This window comes from Paenibacillus sp. NPDC055715, assembly GCF_053617595.1.
On sequence record NZ_JBSHGA010000012.1, the window covers coordinates 48,021 to 68,020 of the forward strand.

The 20,000-nt window shown below is 41.6% G+C and carries 15 protein-coding genes and 3 pseudogenes; 6 read left to right on the top strand and 12 right to left on the bottom strand.

Annotated elements, in window-relative coordinates:
* Positions 1–323 precede the first annotated feature (323 nt).
* Entirely contained in the window at positions 324–470 is a 147-nt protein-coding gene (locus ACWGOO_RS18095) for a hypothetical protein (protein ID WP_452485667.1), read from the top strand.
* A 226-nt stretch (positions 471–696) separates the two neighbouring features.
* Here ACWGOO_RS18095 and ACWGOO_RS18100 read toward each other — a convergent pair whose 3' ends face one another.
* Both ACWGOO_RS18100 and ACWGOO_RS18105 read right to left on the bottom strand, forming a co-directional pair.
* On the bottom strand, positions 697–1,752 hold the full coding sequence (locus tag ACWGOO_RS18100; RefSeq protein ID WP_452485668.1) for an ATP-binding protein: 1,056 nt from the start codon (positions 1,750–1,752) through the stop codon (positions 697–699).
* A pseudogene (locus tag ACWGOO_RS18105) lies at positions 1,692–2,650 on the bottom strand (IS30 family transposase). Before ACWGOO_RS18105 ends, ACWGOO_RS18100 begins: the two are co-directional and overlap by 61 nt.
* Before the next feature lie 201 nt (positions 2,651–2,851).
* Between ACWGOO_RS18105 and ACWGOO_RS18110 the strand changes: the two are divergent.
* Positions 2,852–4,208 (top strand): annotated as a pseudogene (locus ACWGOO_RS18110) (ABC transporter permease); the annotation flags it as partial.
* 361 nt (positions 4,209–4,569) lie between these two features.
* Entirely contained in the window at positions 4,570–4,716 is a 147-nt protein-coding gene (locus ACWGOO_RS18115; protein ID WP_452485670.1) for a hypothetical protein, read from the top strand.
* A gap of 223 nt (positions 4,717–4,939) precedes the next feature.
* Here the strand turns inward: ACWGOO_RS18115 and ACWGOO_RS18120 are convergent, their stop codons facing one another.
* From ACWGOO_RS18120 to ACWGOO_RS18130, 3 genes are all read right to left on the bottom strand, one after another.
* A complete protein-coding gene (locus tag ACWGOO_RS18120) occupies positions 4,940–6,130 on the bottom strand; it encodes a GHKL domain-containing protein (protein ID WP_452485672.1) in 1,191 nt (396 codons plus the stop codon).
* A gap of 114 nt (positions 6,131–6,244) precedes the next feature.
* Positions 6,245–6,979, bottom strand: coding sequence for a LytR/AlgR family response regulator transcription factor (locus tag ACWGOO_RS18125; RefSeq protein ID WP_452485674.1), 735 nt, complete (start codon positions 6,977–6,979; stop codon positions 6,245–6,247).
* A 649-nt stretch (positions 6,980–7,628) separates the two neighbouring features.
* Positions 7,629–8,675 (bottom strand): S8 family serine peptidase, encoded by a 1,047-nt coding sequence (locus ACWGOO_RS18130; protein ID WP_452485676.1) that lies wholly within the window; start codon positions 8,673–8,675, stop codon positions 7,629–7,631.
* Positions 8,676–9,379: 704 nt separating this feature from the next.
* Here ACWGOO_RS18130 and ACWGOO_RS18135 point away from each other — a divergent pair.
* Complete coding sequence (locus tag ACWGOO_RS18135; RefSeq protein ID WP_452485678.1) at positions 9,380–9,952, top strand: thiol reductase thioredoxin; 573 nt, start codon at positions 9,380–9,382, stop codon at positions 9,950–9,952.
* 104 nt (positions 9,953–10,056) lie between these two features.
* On the opposite strand, the gene ACWGOO_RS18140 is transcribed toward ACWGOO_RS18135, so the two are convergent.
* Positions 10,057–10,587, bottom strand: coding sequence for a GNAT family N-acetyltransferase (locus ACWGOO_RS18140; protein ID WP_452485680.1), 531 nt, complete (start codon positions 10,585–10,587; stop codon positions 10,057–10,059).
* A 244-nt stretch (positions 10,588–10,831) separates the two neighbouring features.
* On the opposite strand from ACWGOO_RS18140, the gene ACWGOO_RS18145 reads away from it, so the two are divergent.
* On the top strand, positions 10,832–11,803 hold the full coding sequence (locus ACWGOO_RS18145) for a ring-cleaving dioxygenase (RefSeq protein ID WP_452485682.1): 972 nt from the start codon (positions 10,832–10,834) through the stop codon (positions 11,801–11,803).
* Positions 11,804–11,964: 161 nt separating this feature from the next.
* Here ACWGOO_RS18145 and ACWGOO_RS18150 read toward each other — a convergent pair whose 3' ends face one another.
* The 3 genes from ACWGOO_RS18150 to ACWGOO_RS18160 all read right to left on the bottom strand — a co-directional run bounded on the left by ACWGOO_RS18150 (position 11,965) and on the right by ACWGOO_RS18160 (position 16,332).
* Positions 11,965–13,662, bottom strand: coding sequence for a M3 family oligoendopeptidase (locus tag ACWGOO_RS18150; protein WP_452485684.1), 1,698 nt, complete (start codon positions 13,660–13,662; stop codon positions 11,965–11,967).
* 318 nt (positions 13,663–13,980) lie between these two features.
* Positions 13,981–14,790 (bottom strand): bifunctional hydroxymethylpyrimidine kinase/phosphomethylpyrimidine kinase, encoded by an 810-nt coding sequence (gene thiD, locus ACWGOO_RS18155; protein ID WP_452485686.1) that lies wholly within the window; start codon positions 14,788–14,790, stop codon positions 13,981–13,983.
* A 135-nt stretch (positions 14,791–14,925) separates the two neighbouring features.
* Positions 14,926–16,332, bottom strand: coding sequence for a DNA-binding protein (locus ACWGOO_RS18160; protein ID WP_452485688.1), 1,407 nt, complete (start codon positions 16,330–16,332; stop codon positions 14,926–14,928).
* A 278-nt stretch (positions 16,333–16,610) separates the two neighbouring features.
* Here ACWGOO_RS18160 and ACWGOO_RS18165 point away from each other — a divergent pair.
* Positions 16,611–16,826 (top strand): annotated as a pseudogene (locus ACWGOO_RS18165) (IS30 family transposase); the annotation flags it as partial.
* Between the two features lie 170 nt (positions 16,827–16,996).
* Here the strand turns inward: ACWGOO_RS18165 and cysW are convergent.
* The 3 genes from cysW to ACWGOO_RS18180 all read right to left on the bottom strand — a co-directional run bounded on the left by cysW (position 16,997) and on the right by ACWGOO_RS18180 (position 19,816).
* Complete coding sequence (cysW, locus tag ACWGOO_RS18170) at positions 16,997–17,872, bottom strand: sulfate ABC transporter permease subunit CysW (RefSeq protein WP_452485690.1); 876 nt, start codon at positions 17,870–17,872, stop codon at positions 16,997–16,999.
* A 75-nt stretch (positions 17,873–17,947) separates the two neighbouring features.
* Entirely contained in the window at positions 17,948–18,781 is an 834-nt protein-coding gene (gene cysT, locus ACWGOO_RS18175) for a sulfate ABC transporter permease subunit CysT (RefSeq protein WP_452485692.1), read from the bottom strand.
* Positions 18,782–18,808: 27 nt separating this feature from the next.
* A complete protein-coding gene (locus tag ACWGOO_RS18180; RefSeq protein ID WP_452485693.1) occupies positions 18,809–19,816 on the bottom strand; it encodes a sulfate ABC transporter substrate-binding protein in 1,008 nt (335 codons plus the stop codon).
* Between the last annotated feature and the right edge of the window lie 184 nt (positions 19,817–20,000).

Here is a 20,000-nt window from a genome sequence, read left to right on the forward strand (position 1 = left end):
ATGAGGCTGGCCCAAAAGCAGTAATCCTATTATGGGTCAGCCTTCTATTGTTAAGAACGAGATATTCTAAATTAAAGGTTGACCACTTGACTGACATGCTGTAATAGTAGTCATCCGAATCATTCATAATTCCACATAAAGAAACCAAATATTACACAAAAAGCGCTTATTATTATATTCGTTTTTTTTCCACGCTTTTAATTGTATTCTGTATAAGAACAGTTCGTTAGAACCTATTGCTACTTTCCAAAAATGATAAAGAACCATTTAATTAGTTAACTATGCATCTGAATATATAAAATTTAATCAAAGGAGATTATATAATGGAAAAAAAGGAAAAATTAGAATCTCTAAATATGGAAAAGTTTGATATGTTGATTCAAGCTATTTGTGACCCAAATGATTGCAAACACGATTGTGCTCGTCGTTCAGGTACTGATTGTAACGCTATGTATACAGGATGGTGGTAATATTAATCAGTAAAATTATTAAATGACTTATTAACTTATAAATATTTAATTAAAAATTCAGATGCATAGTTATCTTTTTTGTAAAATAATCTGAGTTAAGAGACTTTATATGATATATGAAAAATATTTTAATAGAAAGAGGGCGTAGCTATGTAATCCAGAAGCAGGTTATGTTTTGAATTCTGTATTAGGATTACATAGCATGCCCTTTCATTAATTCGGTCTTTTATTTGAAGTCCCATAATATAATATTGACATAAAACCTATCTTCTACGGTTCTTATATCCAGGATTCCCGAGTTTTCTTTTACGATCTGCTTAACACTTTTCAATCCAAAACCATGGTTTCTTCTATTCTTTTTATTACTTATAAAATTACTATTTATGAACCCCGGATTAAAAGTATTGGAAATTTCTATATAAAGCTGCCTTTCGTGATATTTTATTTTTATGTCAATTGTTTTCTCACCTTCGCTTATCTTGTCACAACCCTCTACTGCATTGTCCAGCAAATTACCAAATACAACGGCTATAATTTTATTATTTAGAGAAAATTTTTCTGGAAGAAAACTATCAACATTCACTAAAATGTTTTTTTCAGTAGCCAAATTTATTTTCTCAGTGAGTACGTAATTAAGGACATTGTTCGGTGTATATTTCTGAGTTTCAGTACATTTAATATCTGAGAGAATTTCTTCTATATACTCCTCTGCCGCCTCTCTGTTATTTTCTTTCAGCAATCCTTTTAAGATCAACAACTCATTTTTCATATTATGTCTGATTTTACGGATTTCTTTTTGTGATTTCTCCAGGTTGTCATAGTGATTATTTTTTGTCTTAAAATTGAAACTTAATAATTCCTGTTCCATCATTTCGCCGTACATTTGGCTCAATTGTTCATAAATAATTAACACGATAATGTTGATCAATAAAATACCGATCATAAAAATTACACTTAACCATTCAATTGGGATCCTGTCTGACCTTAAAATCAAATCAAAACGGTTGCATAATAAACCAAGAGTTATGATAGGAACGACAAGCAAAAAAACGTATAAATAATGCGGCGTAGTTCCTCTTTGATAAACATCTATTTTAAATAACAAAGGGATCCACAAAAAAAAGAAAAATTTACTGATCCCTGAGAGGATAGCACCCGTTTCGTAGTAATAACTATAAATGAGCAAATTCGCTTCCAATAAACTGTAAAAATGACGGATTGTCAAGCCAAGTGCGACAGTTCCTGTGTGAAAGATTCGTGAGCGGTTTTCCACTCCAGACATTTTCGGGGGCGATGGTTGATTAAATCAAGCGAACGCTCCAATGCCCCATCGAATACTTGGGCAAAGTCTGTGCCTTTAGGAAAAAACTCTCGAAGCAAGCCGTTCGCGTTCTCATTCGACCCTCTTTGCTAGGAGGAGTATGGGTCAGCAAAGTAGATCTGCACGCCATGTGTGGTTTCCAGGTTCGCGTAACAGGCAAACTCTTTGCCTCGATCTGCAGTCGCTGTTTGAAACGCCCCAGCAGGGTACTGAGAAGCCGCTACGCCAAAGGCAATCTCCATCGACAATGCCGTGCGATCGGGCATTTGAATCGCGGTGTACAGACGGGTTTTCCGTTCAATGAAGGTCGCCACACAGCCTTTGCTTTTCCCACGACCAGACACCACCGTGTCTAGCTCCCAGTGTCCAAAGGTGTCCCGGGAACGCACCTCCTTGGGGCGTTCGGAAATCGACTTACCCACGGCAAACTTCCCTCGTTTTTCAGCAGGCTGTTGCCGTTTACCTTTGTGCCGTAGCACCTTCACGTCCGCCTGGGCAAGGCGGCCTACATAGAGCCAGCGATAGATGGTTTTGCAGCACACGGTGGGCTTGCCTTCTATTCTAAAACGCTCCACGATCTGATCAGGTGACCATGTCGCATGCAACTTCTCTTCGAGCTCTACCGCTTGTTCCTCTGTCCATTTGCCTTGGGGTACAGAGGCTCTACGGCGCTGCTCGTAAGCATGTTGGGAGCGCTGTGCATCGTAGGACTCTAGCTCAGCACATTCCGACGGATTTCCCGGCAATTGGTCGCATGATGTCGCCCCAGCTCCTCAGCGATGGCTCTTGAACTTTTCCCCTGCTGATGCAGGATTTCTAGCTTGCTTCGTTCGATTATGCTAAGATGTGTGTAGCTCATGGTGGATTCTCCTTGTGTAAATGTGGGTGTTGGAACTTTCATTCTACACGAATCCGGCCATGGGCCCTTTTTTATTTATTTCCAGCAGGTGTCGCACTTCATTTTACAATCCGTCTTTTGAAAATCCTTTTTTAACAAATAGAACTTTATTCAGAAATCTACTTATAATGAAAATATCAAAAGAATTTAGTATAAAATCAAGTATCACCAGTCGAGGCGGTAAGATATGTAGACAGAGACCGTAGGAACAAGACAAAGTTGAGAAAATCGACCCGGGGAGCAAGTATGCACTGCATGGCTCGCGCCAATCTGGGACGCAACAAGAAACGTACCCTTCTGCTGGTCATTCAGTCTTTCTTTAAGTCTAGTACTCTTGAATACAACGTTTACGCTATCTCAGAGTATGGATATGAATAAGTATTTGTCTAAATTCAATGACACCGACTTTCTTATTGCGCATGCAGAGTATTTTCAGCTTTCTCATTATAATGGCTCTGCAACCGAGACTACCGAGAGCTTTATTCAGGCCGTAGAGGCTCAGCCTGGGTTTGAATGGGGTGAAAGGATATATGCTGGCCCAGCCAGAACAAGGGGTACCTCAGCACTTACTGTTGAGGACAAAACGAATACCACAGGAGACACGACGGACTCTCGAGGAAACTTTCTTACACAGGTTTATGGAATGGAAGATGTTCTCCTCCAGCGATTACAACTAATCGATGGTGAAATTGACTTAAAAAAACTGGAATCTGGGAAATATATATTGGAAGGAATAGATTTAAACGATTATAACGTCCCCTACATGGAATATGCTCAACATAAAATTGGAAAAAAAGTGACCTTCCATAATTTTATGGGAACAACAGAAGATCCGTTGGATAAAAAATATGTCACCCACGAATTAGTAGTGCTTGGACATGTTGCAACCAATACGTATAAGGATCGAATTAGTAATTATCAATTTTATCTCCCAGCGGATGTTTACAAGACGCTAGTCGAACAGCCTGCTGTGATGAGTTATGCATTTAATGTATCCTCCGATAAGGAAGCAGATATGGAGAATTTTTTAAAAAGATACACAGAAACAACGGAACCGATGATGGACTATAAATCCAAATTCACTGTAATGAATGAAATGTCGGGGTTACAAAGCACGTTTGTGATGATTGGTGGTACACTCAGCTCGATCATTGGCCTGATCGGTATCCTGAACTTTGTAAATGCGATTCTAACCAACATATTAACCCGGCGTCAGGAACTTGCCATGTTGCAAAGCATTGGGATGACCAAAAAGCAACTGCGCAGCATGCTGCCCTATGAAGGACTGTATTATGTAGTCGGCACCAGCTTACTCTCTATCCTATTAGCCATCATATTTTCGGTTTCCGTTGCAAAACCTATTAGTGAGACAATGTGGTTTTTCAGCTATCACTTCTTAATATGGCCCATAATAGCTATATTACCTGTATTGGTTGTTCTCGGGGTATCCATTCCATTAATGATTTACTCTCTAAACAATAAACAAAGTATCGTGGAGCAGCTACGACAGACAGAGTAAATGTATGAGTTTATTTTTGTCCAGTCGTTAAAGCAGATGAGGCTGGCCCAAAAGCAGTAATCCTATTATGGGTCAGCCTTCTGTTGCTAAGAGCGAGATATTCTAAATTAAAGGTTGACCATTTGGCTGACATACTGTAATAGTAGTCATCCGAATCATTAATAATTCCACATAAAGAAACCAAATATTACACAAAAAGCGCTTATTATTACATTCGTTTTTTTTTCCACGCTTTTAATTGTATTCTGTATAAGAACAGTTCGTTAGAACCTATTGCTACTTTCCAAAAATGATAAAGAACCATTTAATTAGTTAACTATGCATCTGAATATATAAAATTATAATTAAAGGAGACTATACAATGGAAAAAATGGAGCAATTAGAAACGCTGGATATGGAAAAATTTGATATGTTGGTTCAAGGTTATTGTGACCCAAATGATTGCGGTCACGATTGTGCTCCTAAGGGAAAAAATGATTGTAGCGGTTGGTTTACAGGAGGGTGGTAATATTAATCAGTAAAATTATTAAATAACTTATTAACTTATAAATATTTAATTAAAAATTCAGATGCATAGTTATCTTTTTGTAAAATAATCTAAGTTAAGAGACTTTACATGATATATGAAAAATATTTATAAGAAAAGGGCGTAGCTTTATAATCCAGAAGCAGGTTGTGTTTTGAAATCTGTATTAGGATTACATAGCATGCCCTTTCATTAATTCGGTCTTTTATTTGAAGTCCCATAATATAATATTGACATAAAACCTATCTTCTACGGTTCTTATATCCAGGATTCCCGAGTTTTCTTTTACGATCTGCTTGACACTTTTCAATCCAAAACCATGGTTTCTTCTATTCTTTTTATTACTTATAAAATTACTATTTACAAACTCCGGATTAAAAGTATTGGAAATTTCTATATAAAGCTGCCTTTCGTGATATTTTATTTTTATATCAATTGTTTTCTCACCTTCGCTTATCTTGTCACAACCCTCTACTGCATTGTCCAGCAAATTACCAAATACAACGGCTATAATTTTATTATTTAGAGAAAATTTTTCTGGAAGAAAACTATCAACATTCACTAAAATGTTTTTTTCAGTAGCCAAATTTATTTTCTCAGTGAGTACGTAATTAAGGACATTGTTCGGTGTATATTTCTGAGTTTCAGTACATTTAATATCTGAGAGAATTTCTTCTATATACTCCTCTGCCGCCTCTCTGTTATTTTCTTTCAGCAATCCTTTTAAGGTCAACAACTCATTTTTCATATTATGTCTGATTTTACGGATTTCTTTTTGTGATTTCTCCAGGTTGTCATAGTGATTTTTTTTTGTCTTAAAATTGAAACTTAATAATTCCTGTTCCATCATTTCGCCGTACATTTGTCTCAATTGTTCATAAATAATTAATACGATAATGTTGATCAATAAAATACCGATCATAAAAATTACACTTAACCATTCAATTGGGATCCTGTCTGACCTTAAAATCAAATCAAAACGGTTGCATAATAAACCAATAGTTATGATAGGAGCGGCGAGCAAAAAAACGTATAAATAATGCGGCGTAGTTCCTCTTTGATAAACATCTATTTTAAATAGCAAAGGGATCCACAAAAAAAAGAAAAATTTACTGATCCATGAGAGGATAGCACCCGTTTCGTAGTAATAAGATAAATCACCTGATGTTAGGAGTACATTTGGAAAACAAACATTCATGATGGCCCAAGATACTCCTTCTGATAAGATTCCTATTAAAATTACAACTGTGCCCCAACATAGTTTTGTTGTTATATGATTCTTTGGGTAAAAACAAAGTACAGCGCACACTAAAACAACACTTAACACAAAATTAAATGTTGTTTGTAAAAAGCACACACCAACTGCTGTTAAACCTATTAATGCAATCGTTAGCATCAAGATTTTTTCTGTTGAAAATCCTTTTTTAACAAATAGAACTTTATTCAGGAATCTACTTATAATGAAAATATCAAAAGAATTTAGTATAAGATCAAATATGGCTCTTTCCAATTAGAATCTCTTCCTCATGTAATTCATCATTTTTTGTTTGAAATCTTTTTTATACTTTCTACTGATGGGTAATTCTTGATAAATGTCCTGAATTTCATTATTTATGATTCGTTTAATCAATATATTTTCACATTTCATTCCAACAACATATTTTAGATTAATGATATACGAAGCATGAATCTGAGTGAAAACCATATGATCAAGTTGAGCCAGTATTTGTGTAGTCGTCTGGTTACACTTATATTCTTTTTTCTCCGTATAAATATGAGCGGCCCTTCCACTTTTCTCAAAGCACATAATCTCATCTGTATTTATGACAAACTTGTTTCGTTCATAACTAAACTCAAAATAACTATGTGAACTATGCAAATAATGATCGGCTCTTTGGAGAATTTCAAAAAGGGTTTCCTTATTAACCGGTTTCAGTATGTAATCAAACGTTTGCACTTTAAATACATCTGGCATGTATTCACTATAATTGGTTATAAAAACGATTACAGCTCTTTTGTCAAATTCCCTTATTTTTTTGGCCAAACTAATTCCATCCATATCGGGCATCTCAATATCAAGAAGATAAATATTGTACTCAATTTTATTTTTAGCTACATACTGAAGCAATTTTTGTCCACTTCCAAAAGTATCCACTTCTACTTTGGTAAAGGGATATTCTAACGTAAACCTCTCCACCCGAGCCAGTTCTACATTTGTATCATCGCACAAAGCAATGTTTAGCATTCCATCACACCCTTACAATAAATTCATGAGTACATCAATTGTAAAGTATCTGTGTATAGATAAACCTATGAATGTTGCATACCTGAATAGATTCATAGTTGCCAGGAATGTTAACTTTCTCTTTGCTGATTATTCAGGTCCATTTTAAGTTTATCCTGAGTATTATGTTCGAAAACAAAACTTAATATGGCTTAGTAACTTCAATTCTAGAATGAACGGCTTGTTCTATAATTCACTTGTCATGAATGAACGGTTTGTTGTCATAAATAACACATATTACGTGAAAATAGTGTGAAAATCTCATTTTTATACTATAATTCTTTCTGTGTTAATAATTGTACATTTTTAATTATTATTTTAAGTATTAAGAATATATGTTATCCAAACTATAACATATTTGTTTTGCTATGTGTAATTTTTTTATCCTTCCGGAAATCGTTTGTATTAACTCGTATTCGATCCGGTAGTTCTTGAGATGCTCATCAATCTTTGCGTCCAGGCTTGCCAGAGATTTCTCCAAAAACGCCCCGTAAAGGTCATGCCTGTGCTTTTCATGGCAGGATTACCAGTATAGAGCGCTTCTCGTTCGCCCAAACCCTGCTGCCATTTTCATGCTAGGTTTGCGAGCGATGGCTCATGAGCGGTTTATTTACTTCTCTGGTACGTTTGAGCAGATGGCTACTTCCTCCACATACTTCAACAATGCAGCCAGAGAACAAACATTTGATATATTGATATTGTGATAATTGCCTACATGACAGTGCATTTTTTTTTCTAAACAACTCCAAAACAGATGGAAATTAGTATAAGTTAATCCTGTTAATCGTGAAATAAAAGGGCCATTATATAAGGAACGGATCTCCACTTTGTGATGGGTTGTTTCAAATATAGCCTGCTCTATAGCGCTACCAAACTTTTCTATTAAGTCATTATCCATTTCAGTTTCAGTTTCAGTTTCAAATTCAGGTATTGTCACTTCACATTTTAAAGCTTTGCGTTCAAGAACATCATTACATTCTGAAAATGTGATCTCTGCCTTATTATAAACGATGTCGTTCGTTGTCTCGGAAGAGATCATTTGCATACTTCTCCCTACACAAAGAGCATTTGCTTTAGAAGTACCTTTAAAAAAGGTAAACCGTTCGGCAAGTGTATAGACAAAAATAGGAGAATCATCGAATACAGCTTGTACCTCTCTATTTTTAGTAAATAAAAACGATTCATTTGAACAAAACTTTTGTCCATTCACACCAATTACAGTTGGCAGACTAGCAGGATAGCTAATCTGACTACCATTTTTCACGGATATAAAAATGAGTTTATTTTGATTTACCAATTGTTGCGTAACCTCGCTAAGCTCCTGTTGATATCCTTCTGTTGTAACCGAAATACTGATGCAGATATATTTAATATTCAAAGTAAGACATTTTTTCAAAGCCTTCTGCAAGAGTTCAGTACTTGTTTTTCCTTCTGCATTAGCTATTTTAATAATATAGAATTGAGCCTCATTAAAAACTTGCAAAATGGTATCAGCGACAGATGTTCCATGTCCATGGTCATCCTGATAATCATCATCCTCGATAATTTTATTTCCTGAATATTGAAATCTCACTCCATCTATAACATGTTTACTTAAACTTTGATTAGTCATATCCATTCCCGTATCAATTATTACTACTTGTTTATTATTATACATAGGCTGGCACCATCCTATCTAATCTGTAAAATGCTATATCCAAAATTAGCACTATTTTTCAAAATGAAATCTTCATGTCATGAACTAACTGTTTTATGCTATAAAAAACAACTGTTCGACAGAAAAAAGTAAAAACAATCCAACCTTAATCATATTTGATCATTCATATTCGTTAACCACTACTCATTCTGAAATATATGTTTATTCATAAAGAGCCAGTTTAGAAAGCCCACGGCATGAAGAAAATAATCGAAATTTTGAACATGAAAGAGATTTATCATTTACATTAGTATTTACAAAAATAATGAGAGGCTAAAAATAACGAAAATAGCGTTATTTATTACAGTTATGTTTTTAAATAGCCTGATTATAGTAACCTGAATCCGTGAAACTGCTATAGCTCAAAACATACAAATCACATAGGGCAGCTAATTCAATGCGTAGTTAACTTTTCGTATAAATACTCTAAGAAGGTGATAATCTAAAAAAAAATACATTATTAACCACATCATGATTTAGCTATTTCCATAAGTCTATTACTGGATTCAGCTCGGGGCTGTATTGGGCTATACACGAGACGGAGTCTTGGAGGTTCTTCGAGAAAAGGTCGGATTTCTTTTTAATCCATTGTCTGATTCGCGGAGACCTCAATTTTATGAGTTCAGCTTATTATTTTAATTTATAACAAATATGGAGGTTTTATTATGATAAAAACAAAAAAAATCTTTCTGCTAAAAATAGTCCTTTTATTTTTTATGTGTTTAGGGAGTTTATTTGTTGCCAATGATACTAACTATGCTGCCGAAAATGAAAATGGCGTAACTACAATTGATATTAGCTATACTGCTGAAAATGATAATGGCGTAACTATAAATGATACTGACTATGCTACCCAAGCTAAAAAAGGCGTAACTATTAAACAATACGAAAAAAATGTAAAACATTTATCTAGAATCAGTGCGAATGAAACCATGGATAAATTCAACTCGGGAGAAGGTTTTTATTTTTATATAGGTAGACCTAGTTGTTACTATTGTCGTGAATTTTCTCCCATTTTAAAAGAATTTTCTTGGCGGATATCACAACCAATATATTACTACAATCAGGATGGTGGTGACTGGGGTCCTGAAATTAGGCAATTTCTTAAAGACCATATAAATTTGCAAGGCACTCCAACATTAGCATATATAAAAGATGGGAAAGTTGTTGCCCAACAAGTAGGCACAGGAGTGAATGCAGATGAATTACAAACTATTTTTGCTGATTGCCCTCAATAATTATTCATTCTGAAACGATAGCCAGACCATTTAAACTTTGACTCGGAAGATGCCCCTTTGAAAAAAGGGGGCATCTTCCGAGTCTCCTGTACTTTATGATTAAATTACGGCTTCCACTCTCCCCGCAAAAGCCCCATTCGAATCGAATCATAATACTGTCCATTATAATATCTGCACTTTCGAAGCCTGGCCTCCAAGGTCATTCCCAGCTTTTCCCCAACTCTTATCATCCGATGGTTTCCTGACCAGGTTGTAAAGCCTACTCTTACTAGAGGTAGTGTAGTAAACAAATGCGTGATCCACAGTCGAAGTGCCCTGGTACCATACCCACCGCTCCAATACTGTGAATCAAAGATACCAATTCCCATTTCAAGCCATTGGGAAGGTTTATGCTCCCAATAGTAGCTAACCGATCCAATGATCTTACCTTCCACTTCAATGAGCCAAAAGTCATCTTGTTCAACTCGATTTTCTTTACCTTCTAAATAATCGTTCCAGGAGAGTGCCTTATGTTCATAATAAGGCGCATCCCATTGCTTCCATTCTGGCGCTTCTTCTTTATAAGTTAACGCCCAAAGAGCCTGTAAGTCTTCTTCTGTAACGGGCCTAATGGTTAAATCCTTATCCGTATACATCGAACACACTCCTTTTTAATAAAATTCCCAATCTGCTTTTAAGTATTTATTTTACATGATTATGCATTATTTTGTATTCTTTTCTCCTTAGTTATTGGAGCCAGGATACATAATTCGAGGTTGACAATCGTTCCAAAATCGCATATCTTAATATCAAGACAAAAAAATATAAAGCAACGTTACGTTTACTACTGTTTATTTCGCTTTTACATGCTAATCATATAAAACCAAGGAGGACAATGACATGAAATTGTTAGGATTGCATCACGTTTCGGCGATTACGGCGGCGGCGGCTAAGAATGTTGAATTTTATACTCAGGTAATGGGTCTTCGACTCATTAAGAAAACGGTGAATCAGGATGATGTGAGCGTTTATCACCTCTTTTATGGGGATGAGCGCGGAACGGCTGGTACCGAAGTCACTTTCTTTGAAATTCCACATGCGGGGCAAACCCGTACGGGGAATAACAGCATTTCGGCGCTCTCCCTGCGTGTACCGAATGACAAGGCACTGGATTACTGGAAAAACCGTTTCGAGCAAATGGATGTAAAACATGGTGAAATTACGGATCAAGCGGGACGCTTGGCGCTTTCGTTTGAGGATTTTGAAGGGCAACGCTTCTTCCTGGTTTCGGATGAGCATGACAACGGAGTGCGGGGGGGTACGCCTTGGGAGAAAAGTCCTGTCCCTGCTGAATACGGCATCGTCGGACTTGGTCCGGTTCATCTGACTATTCCCAAAGCGGAGAACACGATCCTCATTCTGGAACAGGTGATGGGCTTCCACAAAAAGGGCTCCTATCCTTCCACCGTTGCCGGGCAGCCTGATGTGCTCATCTATGAAACCGGCGAAGGCGGGACCGGGACCGAGGTTCATCTGGAAGAACGTAACGATCTTCCACAAGAGCGCCCGGGGCGAGGCAGTGTGCATCATGTAGCCTTCCGTGTTGAGACAGAGGAAGAACTTAGAAAATGGATTGAACGTATTAACCAACTGCAAATTTCCAACTCAGGGTTCGTGGATCGCTTTTACTTCCGTTCATTGTATTTCCGCGAGCCGAATGGCATTTTGTTTGAATTGGCAACCGATGGACCTGGCTTTGATACGGATGAAGAACTGGAATTTCTGGGTGAATCGCTGGCGTTACCGCCATTTTTGGAATCGCGCCGCGCATCCATTGAAGCCAACCTCAAGCCGCTGAACACCAAGATTTAATAGTGTTATATTCACTCCAAAATCACACAAAGCCGGGACTTCTACATCATGTAGAGGGTCCCGGCTCTTTTCATGCAACAGCTCTGTTTCCACCCAAAAGGACATCTCATCTGCAAGCCTTTTGGCCTTTACAGGTAAGCGAAATGCCCTTTTTGTTAAGCTTACAGCTTTTTATCATCCACGCTGTTCAGCCAAGCTTCGATTTCTCCAATCACAGAAGCGATACATCCATCCTGGAACGGCGAGATCAGACCAGCCAGCTCCACCAATCCGGTAAAAGAACGACTCCCCCCGGCACGGCACAGCTTCAAGTAATCTTCCCACGCAGCTGTCCGGTCGATGCTCATACGTTTCCAGAATTGGAATGCGCACAATTGCGCGAGTGTATAGTCGATATAGTAGAACGGGGATTGGAAAATATGTCCCTGCTTATGCCAGAACCCGCCCTGCTCCAGATACTCGTTGCCTTCATAGTCCAAATGCGGTTTATACTTGCGTTCAATGGAGCGCCATGCACTTTTACGTTCGGCTGGCGTCCAGTCTGGATGTTCATATACTGCATGCTGAAATTCATCCACAGCTACGCCGTAAGGCACGAACAATAACGATGAGGACAAATGTTCAAAGTGATATTTATCCGTATCCTCCTCGAAGAACAGCTTCATCCAGGGCCATGCGAAAAACTCCATACTCATGGAATGGATTTCAGCTGCCTCCATGGTTGGCCAATGGTACTCTGGAATTTCAAAATGACGGCTTTCATACACCTGGAAAGCATGGCCCGCTTCATGCGTCAACACATCGATATCACCGGATGTACCATTGAAATTGGAGAAAATAAACGGCGTGCCATATTCGCTCAAAAAGGTACAATAGCCTCCGCTTTGCTTACCCTTTTTGCTTATCAGGTCCATCAATTCTCGTTCGATCATAAAGCTGAAAAATTCATGGGTTTCCGGTGAAAGTTCCTCATACATACGTGCTCCATTACGAAGAATCCACTCCGGATCGCCCTTAGGCGTAGGGTTGCCTGACAGGAAATTGAAGCTTTCATCATAATAACGAAGCTGATCTACACCGATCCGTTCGCGCTGACGCTCCTTGAGCTTTGTTGCCAGCGGAACGATGTGCTTCAGCACCTGCTCACGGAAATTGGCAACCATCGCAGCATTGTAATCTGTACGTCCCAAGCGGGCATAGCCCAGTTCTACGAAGTTGTCATAGCCCAGCTTATGTGCCATGCGTGTGCGGACCTTGACCAATTCATCATAAATCCGATCCCACTCGCCCTCATGTTCGCTCATAAATTGATATTTGGCCTCGGAGGCCTGTTTGCGTGTTTCTCGGTTTGTAGCCAATTCAAAAGGCAAAAGCTGCGCTAACGTGCGTTCTTGCCCCTCAAACTGGATCTTGGCTGAAGCAATGAGCTGAGCATATTCGGAGGTCAGCTTATTTTCCTGCTGCAAATCCTCGATGATATCCGGGTGGAACGACTTGAGTGATACCTCGGCAATACTGAAAAGCTGGCTACCCCACTGGCTCTCCAGCTCGGCTCTGAACGGCGAGTCTACCAATGCCCGGTAGTAATCGGTTACATACTCCTGAATGACTGGCGTGAAATCATCAGCGTACTCTTGCTCTGCTTTGTAATATGCGTCCTCCGTATCAATGGAGTGTCGAACCTCTACTAATTGCAATTGCGTTTCCACGTTACTGCGCAGCTTATTAATGGCATGAATGACTTCATTTTGACGCTCTACGCTGTCCGCTTCGCGAAACTGCTGCAAAAGCGTTTTAAACCGCTGTTCAATTTCAGCTTGCTCTGGTCGGGTATAAGCCATTTGGCTGAATAATGTCATTACTTCGAGTCCTCCCTAAATTTAATAAATCTGATGCCTATTATACAGTACGAATAGACAAAACTGGAAGGTGGAATTCCAAAAAAATACAAAATAAAAGCCGCAATACCCTGTATTGCGGCTCAAGACGCTAGCCTAACGCTAAATATCGTAGATGCACTGCCTAATGCAGGCATTTGAGGAGTTTGCAAAAATCCAATAAGCGACTTCGCATGAACAATGTATGGATCGAAATGATCTAGTTCGTCTATATATTGCACTTTGGAGCGACTGGGATCGAATTTTGCAAAATCATGATTTTATAAGTGCATTCATGTTTTACTGATTTTGCAAGCGATGTGCCGCATGCAAAGTCGGACCAACGAATTCGTTCAGCTTGAAGCCGCCTGCAATCGCCTGTGTAATGAATTTTTTGGCCTGATCCACCGCTTCACGTACGGTCAGCCCTTGGGCCAAGCCAGCCGTTACCGCTGCCGAAGTTGTGCAGCCTGCACCATGGGTGAAGCTTGTTTTCACAACATCCGCCTCGAACCAGTCGAAGGTGATTCCGTCATAAAGCAGATCCATCACTTTACCTGCGCGGATTTTGCCACGGTCCTTGATCAGCACGTGCTTCGCACCGCGCTCATGGATAATCGCTGCCGCTTCCTGCATCTGTTCCACCGTCGTGATCGGTCCGTTCTTCGCCAATTGCGAAGCCTCGAATAAATTCGGCGTTACCAGATCAGCGCCCGGGATCAGAAATTCCAGCATCGCTTCTGTATTTTCCGGCTGCAGCACTTCATCCGTACCTTTGCAGACCATAACCGGGTCAATTACGATCCACTTCAGATCATGCTTTTTCAAATGGCTGGCAACCAGCTCGATAATATCAACGGAGCCAAGCATACCGGTCTTCATCGCATCAAAACCAATACCTTCCAATACAGTACGCAGCTGCGCTTCTACCACATCCAACGCAACAGGATATACAAGATGGTCCCAAGTTTTAGGTCCCATCGCAACTACGGTGGTCAATACAGTCATGCCATATACGCCAAGCTCCTGAAAGGTTTTCAGGTCTGCCTGAATACCCGCACCGCCACTGGTGTCGGAGCCGGCTATTGTTAATGTTTTGGGAACCGTCATTTTCACATGCTCTCCTTCACTTACTGCTGCATTTATCCTATTTCCGCATGCGAAACTTGTCAACGCGCAATGCGTTCTTCCTATGATAAAAGTCACAAGAACGTGTTATATGAAGAGTTTGAATGAAAGTTAGAATTACAAATACCCACCGGTACTGTGATCATAGGCATGGTTTTTTTCATTTTCCCGTACGCCCAAACAAAGGCTTTGATACAACTGCTGCTGTTCCGAGGAAGCAAAATTCCGGTGCTGCTCAAACAAAGCCATGCAACCGATAATATACTCCGTATAACTATTGTTCACAGACAACTGTAAGCAGTGCATTGTTTGCCCCAGTCCCTCCGCATAATCACCCTTCCGAAAATGATATTCGGCATACACCTTACAAAAGGAGGCGAAGCGGAATGCATTAAAATGCTTGCGGTAGTGAGTGTCCCATTGATTCGGGGCAAGCTCCCAGAAGCTCTTGAGTTGCTGACTGAATAGTCCAAGCTCGGCATCCACAAAATAACCGAACCTGTTCGCTGATTCCAGCAGCGTGTTCAAGCCTTCCAGCGTCTCGCCCGGATGCTCGCGCAAATACGTAATATATTCATAAATTGCAGAGGTATTGCCCATTTTAATTTCGATACAAAGCCGATTACCTTGAGCATACACACGATGCATATCTACTACTTTCCGGCCTTCCTCGTCCAATCCTTCAAACCAGCTCAAATCTGCATACCCATCAATCCATTTCTTGGATTCCTCATACCTGCCCTGAAACTCATAGCAGCTGGCCTTGAGCAGATGACCCTGTGCATAATAGTAGACAAGCGGTTTGAGCAACTCCAGATGCTCATCTCCAAAGCGGTTCCGATTGCGGTATAACGCCTGAGCCAATTCTCGCAGCTCGTCCGCATACATTTCCATCTCGGACCATTGCATTTTTAACGCAAACACTTGAGATAGCATATGTAAGCCTTCCAATGCATAAGTTTCCGGCAGACGACTACGATACAAATGAAATTGTACAGCAGCCTTCAAGCTCCGTTTGTTATCCTTGATCTTAATCTGGAATATGCGGAAATAGCTGATCGCCAACCGCTCGGAGTGTGTATATTTCTCACTCTCGATGACGCAATTGTACAGAAGCATGGCGGCTTCATATCTGTCGACCTCAAACATCGCTTCTGCGGTTTCAAAAATAGCCGAAATGTTTGATAAATCGTCCATCAAATAGCCAAGCACACTGCGTATACAGTCCAGCTTGTTCAACTCTGAGCAACGGAGAAGAAACGGACGCAACCTCCTCCAGTGTGGTAAGGAATGAATAAAACATTCATCCACATACATCTCGAATAAAGACCCTTCTTCCAAACCCATCGCCTCGGTAATCAGATCAAGCTGATTGACTGAGATCGGCCGTGGTGGATTCCGGTTAAGTATGCCGCTAAGTGTACCCGGATTTATCTTGGAAGCATCTGCGAAACATTGCATCGAAATGCCTTCACTTTGAATATACTTTTCTATTTCTGCGCGAATCGTGGTGTTTTTTTCCAAATGGACACCCCCTCCATCAAATGATGGTGACTTTTCCATTACCTTTTAAACCAAAATTTGTTTAATCAAAGTATATGTCTAATTATATGGGAGGTCAACAACTTAAACGCGATTCAGGACATAACGGATTGTAATAGGAAGGGCGACACCTACTGGAAATCAATAAACAAAGGGCCCATGGCCGGATTCGTGTAGAATGAAGGTTCTCACGCCCCATTTACACAAGGAGAATCCACCATGAGCTACACTCATCTTAGCCTAATCGAACGCAGCAAACCGGAGCCTTTCAGACCGCTACCGCTGACCGAGGCAAGAAGTTTGCCTGTTATGCCAGCCTGGAAGCTACGCATGGCATTCAGGTCTACTTTGCTGATCCTTACTCTTCCTGGCAGCGCGGCTCTAATGAGAATGCCAATGGCTTGCTGCGAGAGTTCTTTCCCAAAGGGACGGATTTCGCCCAAATCACGGATGAAGCCTTGGAAAAGGTTTGGGATGGAAAACGGATCACGAATCCTTTTTAGAGGAACTGTCCCACGTGGCTTGACAATCCGTCATTTAAATAAAAGCCATCTTAGAACAAGAGCCTCCCTTCCATCTTATCGCCGAACATAGACGATAGACGCGAAGAGAGGCCCTGTGGGATCGAGCACGTTCCTTCGTTTCATTAGTGAACCCGTTTGCGTCCAAACCAGCTTTTAAGCACCAAGGTGGCGAGAGCCAGCAACAACAGCAGCGAAGCCACCGCAAAGGATGCCGAGAACTGATATTCGTTGTACAAAATTTCCACATGCAGGGGCAGTGTGTTCGTTTCTCCACGAATATGTCCTGAGACAACGGACACCGCCCCAAATTCACCCATGGCTCTCGCATTACACAAAATAATGCCATACAGCAGGCCCCATTTGATGTTCGGTAGCGTCACCTTCCAGAAAATACGCCAGCCGCGTGCGCCCAGCGTGACCGCTGCTTCTTCCTCCTGCTGTCCCTGATCCTCCATTAGCGGAATCAGCTCCCGCGCTACAAAAGGAAACGTGATGAACAGCGTCGCCAATATAATGCTCGGCAAGGCAAAAATAATTTGGATATCATGCTCATCCAGCCACGGACCAAGCCAGCCCTGTGCGCCGAATACTAGCACATACATCAATCCACCGACGACAGGAGAGATGGCAAAGGGCAAATCAATCAAGGTGACCAGCAAGCCCTTGCCGCGAAATTGAAACTTTGTAATCAGCCAGGCGGCCGCTACGCCAAATACTGTATTCAGAGGTACCGTTATGGCTGCTACCAGCAGCGTTAGCCGCAGCGCCGACATGGCGTCCGGGTCGCGTAACGCTTCAACATATACGCTCCAGCCCTGCTTGAGGGCTTCGGTAAGTACGACGATCAGCGGCAGTACCAGCACCCACAGCAAAGCCAGAAAAGCGGCACCGATCAGCGACCACTTCACCCAAGGGGCTTCGGTTGTGACCCTGTTGGGCGGTGCAGATGAAGGCACAGGTGCATGGATAAGCTCCTGTCTGGTTATCGCTTGTGACATGATGTTTCTTCCTCCTTAAACAGCGGATGTACCGCTATCGTGTGAACAAAGCGCATACTGTCCTGCGTGATAACGTTAGACGGTACGCCGCCGCGACCAGCGCTGAATGCTGTTAATCACGAGCAGCAGCAGGAATGAAATGACCAACAGCATCAAGGCTACCGCCGTAGCTCCTGCATAGTCATTTTGCTCCAGCTTGGACATAATGAGCAACGGAGCGATCTCGGTCTTCATCGGCATATTGCCGGAAATGAAGACGACTGAGCCGTACTCCCCGATGCCACGGGCAAAGGCGAGCGCAAAACCTGTCAGCAGCGGCGGCACGAGCTCCGGCACAATAACGCTGCGGAAGGTGCGCCATCTGCTCGCTCCCAGCGTAGCAGCGACCTCCTCCTCGTCCTTGTCCAGCTCCTCGAGCACCGGCTGGACTGTCCGCACGACGAACGGGATGCCGATAAACATGAGCGCGAGCGTAATGCCCGTCTGCGAGTATGCCATCTTCCAGCCAAGCGGTTCAAACAACGAGCCGATCCAGCCATTTTGCGCATATAGAGCCGTCAAAGCAACACCCGCAACCGCCGTGGGTAAAGCAAAGGGCAGATCAATCACCGCATCAAAGATCCGTTTTCCTGGAAACTCATAACGTACCAGCACCCAAGCGATCAGCAGACCGAGGAACAGATCGATCAGCGCCGCAGCCGCAGCGCACAAAAAACTTACCTTGTAAGAAGCCAGTACCCTGACGTCAGTCGCCACATCCCAAAACTTCTCCCACGTCAGTCCGGTTGAGTTCAGAAGCAGCGCCGATAAAGGCAACAGTACCACCAGACTGAGGTACAGCACACTATATCCCATCGTTAACCCGAACCCGGGAAGTACGCGTTTTCGGGTGACTTGCACTTGGCTCATGTTCTGTCCATCCCTCTCTGCAATTCATTAACTTCCAGGTACATAAATTTGGTCAAAGATGCCCTTGTCGCTAAAATGCTTTTGCTGCGTCTCCTTCCACGTTCCGAATACATCCTTCAAGGTCACCATCTCCAGCTCGGGAAATTGATCCTTGAACTTCGCCTTTACGCTATCCAGCGTTGGACGATAATAGTTCTCGGCAGCAATGGTTTGCCCCTCTTCGCTGTACAAATATTTCAAGTACGCATCTGCTACCTCGCGTGTACCTTTTTTATCCACAACCTTATCGACCACCGCTACCGGAGGTTCGGCCAAAATGCTGATCGACGGATACACGATATCGAATTTATCCGTACCCAGCTCCTTCACGGAAAGCAGCGCTTCATTCTCCCAAGCGATCAGCACGTCACCAATCCCGCGCTCTACAAAGGTCGTTGTCGCTCCACGCGCACCGCTGTCGAGTACCGGCACATGCTTATACAGTTCCTGTACAAACTGCTGGGCTTTAGCTTCATCGTTGTTGTTTTTCTTGAGCGCATAGGCCCATGCCGCCAGGTAGTTCCAGCGGGCTCCACCCGATGTCTTGGGATTCGGCGTAATGACCTGCACATCGCCGCGGATCAGATCGTCCCAGTCCTTAATTCCTTTCGGATTGCCCTTACGTACCAACAGCACGATCGTTGAAGTGTATGGAGAGCTGTTATGCTCATTTTTATTTTGCCATCCTTCTTTAATCAACCCTTTTTCCTGTAGCGCATCAATATCGTAGCCCAGAGCCAAAGTAACTACGTCCCCATCCAGCCCATCCTGCACAGAACGGCTTTGTTTGCCAGATCCTCCATGAGATTGCTTAATCGTGACCTTCTGCCCTTTCTCCTTCTCCCAGTGGGTGGCAAACGCCTTGTTATACGCCTCATACAGCTCACGGGTCGGATCATAAGAAACATTGAGCAGTTCCACATCCTTGGAATCAGCAGCAGAGCTACCTTTCGCCTTTGTTTCCCCCTTGCTTGCTCCGCAAGCACTTAACGTCATCGTCAGAACCAAAGATAGTCCGAGAATAAGTCCACTTTTTCATTTCCCTTTCATCAAGACACCCCTAATTCTATGTAATTTGTGGAAACAAATTCATTTACGCCTGTTATTTACATACATATTCAAAAAAAGCGGAGAATTCTCTGATGCAGCCCAGCCCTGATAGGTCAAACCTGTCGCGTGG

Excerpts from the sequence above, each read along its gene's own strand:
- ACWGOO_RS18095 (WP_452485667.1), top strand. The coding sequence starts at position 324 with ATGGAAAAAAAGGAAAAATTAGAATCTCTAAATATGGAAAAGTTTGAT.
- ACWGOO_RS18100 (WP_452485668.1), bottom strand. The coding sequence starts at position 1,752 with ATGTCTGGAGTGGAAAACCGCTCACGAATCTTTCACACAGGAACTGTC.
- ACWGOO_RS18115 (WP_452485670.1), top strand. The coding sequence starts at position 4,570 with ATGGAAAAAATGGAGCAATTAGAAACGCTGGATATGGAAAAATTTGAT.
- ACWGOO_RS18120 (WP_452485672.1), bottom strand. The coding sequence starts at position 6,130 with ATGCTAACGATTGCATTAATAGGTTTAACAGCAGTTGGTGTGTGCTTT.
- ACWGOO_RS18125 (WP_452485674.1), bottom strand. The coding sequence starts at position 6,979 with ATGCTAAACATTGCTTTGTGCGATGATACAAATGTAGAACTGGCTCGG.
- ACWGOO_RS18130 (WP_452485676.1), bottom strand. The coding sequence starts at position 8,675 with ATGTATAATAATAAACAAGTAGTAATAATTGATACGGGAATGGATATG.
- ACWGOO_RS18135 (WP_452485678.1), top strand. The coding sequence starts at position 9,380 with ATGATAAAAACAAAAAAAATCTTTCTGCTAAAAATAGTCCTTTTATTT.
- ACWGOO_RS18140 (WP_452485680.1), bottom strand. The coding sequence starts at position 10,587 with ATGTATACGGATAAGGATTTAACCATTAGGCCCGTTACAGAAGAAGAC.
- ACWGOO_RS18145 (WP_452485682.1), top strand. The coding sequence starts at position 10,832 with ATGAAATTGTTAGGATTGCATCACGTTTCGGCGATTACGGCGGCGGCG.
- ACWGOO_RS18150 (WP_452485684.1), bottom strand. The coding sequence starts at position 13,662 with ATGACATTATTCAGCCAAATGGCTTATACCCGACCAGAGCAAGCTGAA.
- thiD (WP_452485686.1), bottom strand. The coding sequence starts at position 14,790 with ATGACGGTTCCCAAAACATTAACAATAGCCGGCTCCGACACCAGTGGC.
- cysW (WP_452485690.1), bottom strand. The coding sequence starts at position 17,872 with ATGTCACAAGCGATAACCAGACAGGAGCTTATCCATGCACCTGTGCCT.
- cysT (WP_452485692.1), bottom strand. The coding sequence starts at position 18,781 with ATGAGCCAAGTGCAAGTCACCCGAAAACGCGTACTTCCCGGGTTCGGG.
- ACWGOO_RS18180 (WP_452485693.1), bottom strand. The coding sequence starts at position 19,816 with ATGACGTTAAGTGCTTGCGGAGCAAGCAAGGGGGAAACAAAGGCGAAA.